Annotated in this window: 2 protein-coding genes; both read left to right on the top strand. The window is 42.1% G+C overall.

The window, feature by feature from the left end:
* The first annotated feature begins 566 nt into the window (after positions 1-566).
* Positions 567-2,699: an iron uptake porin gene (locus G3T18_RS24325; protein ID WP_224413185.1), complete on the top strand. Its 2,133-nt coding sequence runs from the start codon at positions 567-569 to the stop codon at positions 2,697-2,699.
* Between the two features lie 133 nt (positions 2,700-2,832).
* Entirely contained in the window at positions 2,833-4,971 is a 2,139-nt protein-coding gene (locus G3T18_RS24320) for an iron uptake porin (protein ID WP_224413184.1), read from the top strand.
* Positions 4,972-5,443: the final 472 nt, after the last annotated feature.

Genomic DNA, 5,443 nt, shown 5'->3' with positions numbered 1-5,443 from the left:
ATATAACCCACATTCTGCACAACAAAATGTAAGACATCGTGTGTCAAGCATCACCTTCACCTGAATCATAAGCGATCGCGCTCGGATCGCGCAGCACCACTTTTGTTTTGGCAAATTTTTTGAAAAAAGACGCTCAACTAAAATTTTTCCCGAAGCGAAAATACGCAACTTTAGCGAATAGCATTTAACCTAAATTTTAATTTATTTTTGGTAATTACTCTAGTCAGTTTAATTTTTCTGAAAATCTGCTCTAATCCGATTTGAATTATGATATATTTTAATCTTTTTCGCTCGTAAATATTTTTTTAATAAAGAATAGCTATTTAACGATCAAGAAATCAAAAGAGGGGAACTGGAAAAAAAGTAGCGATCGCCATTTTCTCTTCCCATAAACTGATTAAAGCATCTCTAGTAATAAAAGTGCATGAACGACTTGACTATCAAATACTTAATAAGGTATTTTGGGCTCTGTTAGGTTTTAATGCGCTTTTCCTGGACAAAGGCGTAATTTACCCAATGGGAAATCAACTATAAAAATTGAGCCAACTGTAAAAATAAATACGCTAATGAAAAAGAAAAATGTCGATAGTTTTCGAGCTTCAGTAATCTCTGCAATTTCTGCATTGTCAGTAGTCAGTTTAACATCGGGTGCATTAGCAATGCCCCAGACAGAAAATGCTGAGGTTGCTGCACCTATTTCTTTATCAAGCGCCACCCTAGAATTAACTACTGAAGGTCAAGTTTCTTTATCCGAGTCCTTTCTCTCTTTAGGTTCAGAGGAAATGGCACTAGCAGATCGATCTTTAGCGAGTATCAAGGAAGACTCGGAAGTTACGGAGGTAGTCGCAGAATCCTCACTCGTCGCAGAAACACCAACCAACCCAGAAACTGAGACTCTAGCTTTCCAGACAACTAACCCAGATAGTGAAAACTTGCTTCAAGAGTCACCGCAGTGGTTCAGTATTGACGAGATTGTCGCTCAAACTCAAACCAACGGTGCAACTGAAGTTGAGACTGTGGAGAGACTCGACGAATACTCGCAAATTAGCGAACCCACAGTTGAACCAGAACCCTGGTTAAGAATCGAACAAATTACCAATCCTGAATCAGGAGATGTTCAATCCGCCGACAACCTAGACGTATATGGCGAAGTAGTCGATCCCCTCGATCAAATTAACTCCGTCAACCAACTACGAGACGTTTCACCTAGCGACTGGGCTTATGAAGCTTTACGTGGGTTAATCGATCGCTACGGCTGTATTCAAGGTTATCCTGATGGCACTTTTCGCGGCAATCGAGCGATGACTCGCTATGAGTTTGCCGCAGGTTTAAGTGCTTGTTTAGACTCCCTGTCTGAAATAATCGCCCGCAGCCAACAGGGACAAGGACAACAACAAACGACAGGTGTTAGCGAAGCCGATTTAGAAACCTTACGCAGGTTACAACAAGATTTTGAGGCGGAACTAGCCACTATCGGAACCAGAGTAGACGGACTCGAATCCCAGTTAGCCACCCTAGAAGCCAATCAGTTTTCGACGACAACTACACTCCGAGGATTTGTTACTTTCGGGATTATTGATTACTTTTCTGGTGAAGGTCCGGCGAATACAGTATTGCAAGATGATATTATCTTGCGCCTGAACACCACCTTTACAGGAAAGGATTTGTTAGAAATTGGTTTGATTTCTACTAATACTGACGTTCCGCAGTTTGATACCCCTAATAATGGCAGAGATGTGGGTAGTACCAGAGAAGCAACTCCATTTTGGTCATTTGAAGGCACTCTCAATAACGATGTCCGCTTGCAAAGTTTAGACTATACGTTTACCGCCTTTGAAGCGGGAGATACCAGAGCAGTTTTTACCATTTTTGCGAATCGCGGCTTTGGTTCCGGGCGATTTGAATTCGGACCCGATGGTTCGGCTTGGCTCGGACCTGGACGACCAATTTCAGCTTTTGCTGCTCGTAGTCCGGTGTTCCGTCTGAATGGCAGAAGCGGGATTATTACGAGATTTCAGCTTACTCCCAATATTCGCATCGGTGGAACTTACCAAGCTAATCCCGGTTCCAACCCCGATCGCGGTTTGTTCAATGGGAATTATTTTGCGGCGGCTCAAATGATTCTCAACCCCACTGATAATCTGGCTTTGGCGTTAACTTATGCCAATACTTACTCGCTTCCGGGTCAATTTAAGTTTAGTCGCCAAAGGGGTAATCCGAATAATAACGGTTTTATCGGTACTGCTTTAGCGAACAATTTTGATAACGCGGGGATCTTTCTCGATCGAGACGTTCCCGTTGTGGCTAATGTTTATAGCTTGCAAGGCTTTTACCAACTAACACCAACAATCAATATTGGTGGTTTTGTTACCAAAATCGATGCTCGACTGATTGGTGCAGGAGATGCCGATATTTGGTCTTACGCCGGGATTTTGACTTTGACAGATTTGTTTAAGGAAGGAAATATCGGCGGGCTAATTGTGGGTATGGAACCAACTTTAACTAACTTGACGATCGCTGGTGATGAGATTGACAGCTTCGATAAAGATACTTCACTGCATATTGAGGGGTATTATCAGTACACTCTGTCGCGGAATATTTCGATTACACCTGGTTTTATTTGGATCACTGCACCGAACCAAGATAATGACAACGAAGATATTGTCTTGGGTACAGTCAGAGTTGTTTTTGCTTTCTAATAGTTAAACACCGAAGCGCGATCGCTGTAAATTCAGTGCCGAATGGCAGACCGCCAGGTGCAGCGATCGCGCTTTTTCTTTGTGGAAAAGAGTTATTAAAAAAATTGAGCCAACTGTAAAAATAAATACGCTAATGAAAAAGAAAAATGTCGATAGTTTTCGAGCTTCAGTAATCTCTGCAATTTCTGCATTGTCAGTAGTCAGTTTAACATCGGGTGCATTAGCAATGCCCCAGACAGAAAATGCTGAGGTTGCTGCACCTATTTCTTTATCAAGCGCCACCCTAGAATTAACTACTGAAGGTCAAGTTTCTTTATCCGAGTCCTTTCTCTCTTTAGGTTCAGAGGAAATGGCACTAGCAGATCGATCTTTAGCGAGTATCAAGGAAGACTCGGAAGTTACGGAGGTAGTCGCAGAATCCTCACTCGTCGCAGAAACACCAACCAACCCAGAAACTGAGACTCTAGCTTTCCAGACAACTAACCCAGATAGTGAAAACTTGCTTCAAGAGTCACCGCAGTGGTTCAGTATTGACGAGATTGTCGCTCAAACTCAAACCAACGGTGCAACTGAAGTTGAGACTGTGGAGAGACTCGACGAATACTCGCAAATTAGCGAACCCACAGTTGAACCAGAACCCTGGTTAAGAATCGAACAAATTACCAATCCTGAATCAGGAGATGTTCAATCCGCCGACAACCTAGACGTATATGGCGAAGTAGTCGATCCCCTCGATCAAATTAACTCCGTCAACCAACTACGAGACGTTTCACCTAGCGACTGGGCTTATGAAGCTTTACGTGGGTTAATCGATCGCTACGGCTGTATTCAAGGTTATCCTGATGGCACTTTTCGCGGCAATCGAGCGATGACTCGCTATGAGTTTGCCGCAGGTTTAAGTGCTTGTTTAGACTCCCTGTCTGAAATAATCGCCCGCAGCCAACAGGGACAAGGACAACAACAAACGACAGGTGTTAGCGAAGCCGATTTAGAAACCTTACGCAGGTTACAACAAGATTTTGAGGCGGAACTAGCCACTATCGACACCAGAGTCGATGGACTAGAAGCTCAATTAGCAGCCCTGGAGGATAACCAGTTTTCCACCACCACTAAACTGAGTGGCTATATTGGTTTCGGAATCATTGATTACTTTTCTGGTAACGGCGAGACTAATACAGTATTAGACGAGGATATTACCTTAACACTCACAACAAGCTTTACTGGAAGCGATCTTTTGGAAATAGCTTTATTTGCTAGTAATATCAACAATCCTCAGTTTGATACTCCAAACAACGGCAGACAAGTTGGTTCTACTAGCGAAGGAACTACTTCTTGGGGTTATGGAGGTGGAACTGATAACGATCTTTTCTTATCAAGTTTAGATTATACATTTACCGCCTTTGAATCCGGAGATTTTAAAGCAGTTTTTACCATCTTTACACAGCGAGGATTTGGTTCGGGGGGGTCGGCATTAGGACCCGAAGGTTCGGCTTGGCTTGGACCTGGACGACCAATTTCAGCTTTTGCTTCTCGAAGTCCAGTTTTCCGTCTGAATGGCAGAAGCGGGATTATTACGAGATTTCAGCTTACTCCCAATATTCGCATCGGTGGAACTTACCAAGCTAATCCTGGTTCCAACCCCGATCGCGGTTTGTTCAATGGGGACTATTTTGCGGCGGCTCAAATGATTCTCAACCCTACGGATAATCTGAATTTGGCATTAACTTATGCCAATATTTATTCGCTTCCTGGTGAATTTAAGTTTGGTCGCCAAAGAGGTAATCCTAATGTTAATAGTAACGGTTTTATTGGTACTGCTTTAGCGAACACGTTTGATAACGCGGGGATCTTTCTCGATCGAGATGTTCCTGTGGTGGCTAATGTTTATAGTTTGCAAGGCTTTTACCAACTAACACCAACAATCAATATTGGTGGTTTTGTTACTAAAATTAGCGCTCGACTGATTGGTGCAGGAGATGCCGATATTTGGTCTTACGCCGGGATCTTGACTTTGACAGATTTGTTTAAGGAAGGAAATATCGGCGGGCTAATTGTGGGTATGGAACCAACTTTAACTAACTTGGCGATCGCTGGTGATGAGATTGACAGCTTCGATCAAGATACCTCACTGCATATTGAGGGGTATTATCAGTACACTTTGTCGCGGAATATTTCGATTAAACCTGGTTTTATCTGGATTACTGCACCGAACCAAGATAATGACAATGAAGATATTTTCTTAGCTACAGTCAGAGTATTTTTTAATTTCTAGTCGTTAAGGTCGTGAATGGCGATCGCTACTTCCGCCGAAATAGATCAAAGTTTTTCATCAAACCATGTTTAAGTATTAGTTGATTATCGTTCTTAATTATTGAGCAAATAATCGGGAAAAAGAGTAACTAATTTAACCGAAAAGTCTTTCTTGCTTTGAGACAAAAGCAAGAAACTAATACCATTTCTCTAAAAAATTCGGCTTCATAGAGAAATATATATTTGGGGACGATCGCCTTCACAAGTTTTTCACAACTTCTTCTTACAATAAAAATGCTACCCAAAGGCTTTTAATCGAGCGATTCAGCTACCGAGGGTAAACTCAAATACCCGTTGTCAGATAATTACAACTCTTGATATGAAAGAAAATAATCCACAAGAGGTCATCCATTTAAATCAACGGTTAGGTAAATACCGTTTAATAGAGGAACTTTATCTGGGTAAACGTACTGTAGTCTATCGGGGAGTGGTAA

The organism is Oscillatoria salina IIICB1 (assembly GCF_020144665.1).
In the GTDB taxonomy this organism is placed as follows: domain Bacteria; phylum Cyanobacteriota; class Cyanobacteriia; order Cyanobacteriales; family SIO1D9; genus IIICB1.
This window is presented reverse-complemented; position numbering and strand designations above follow the sequence as displayed.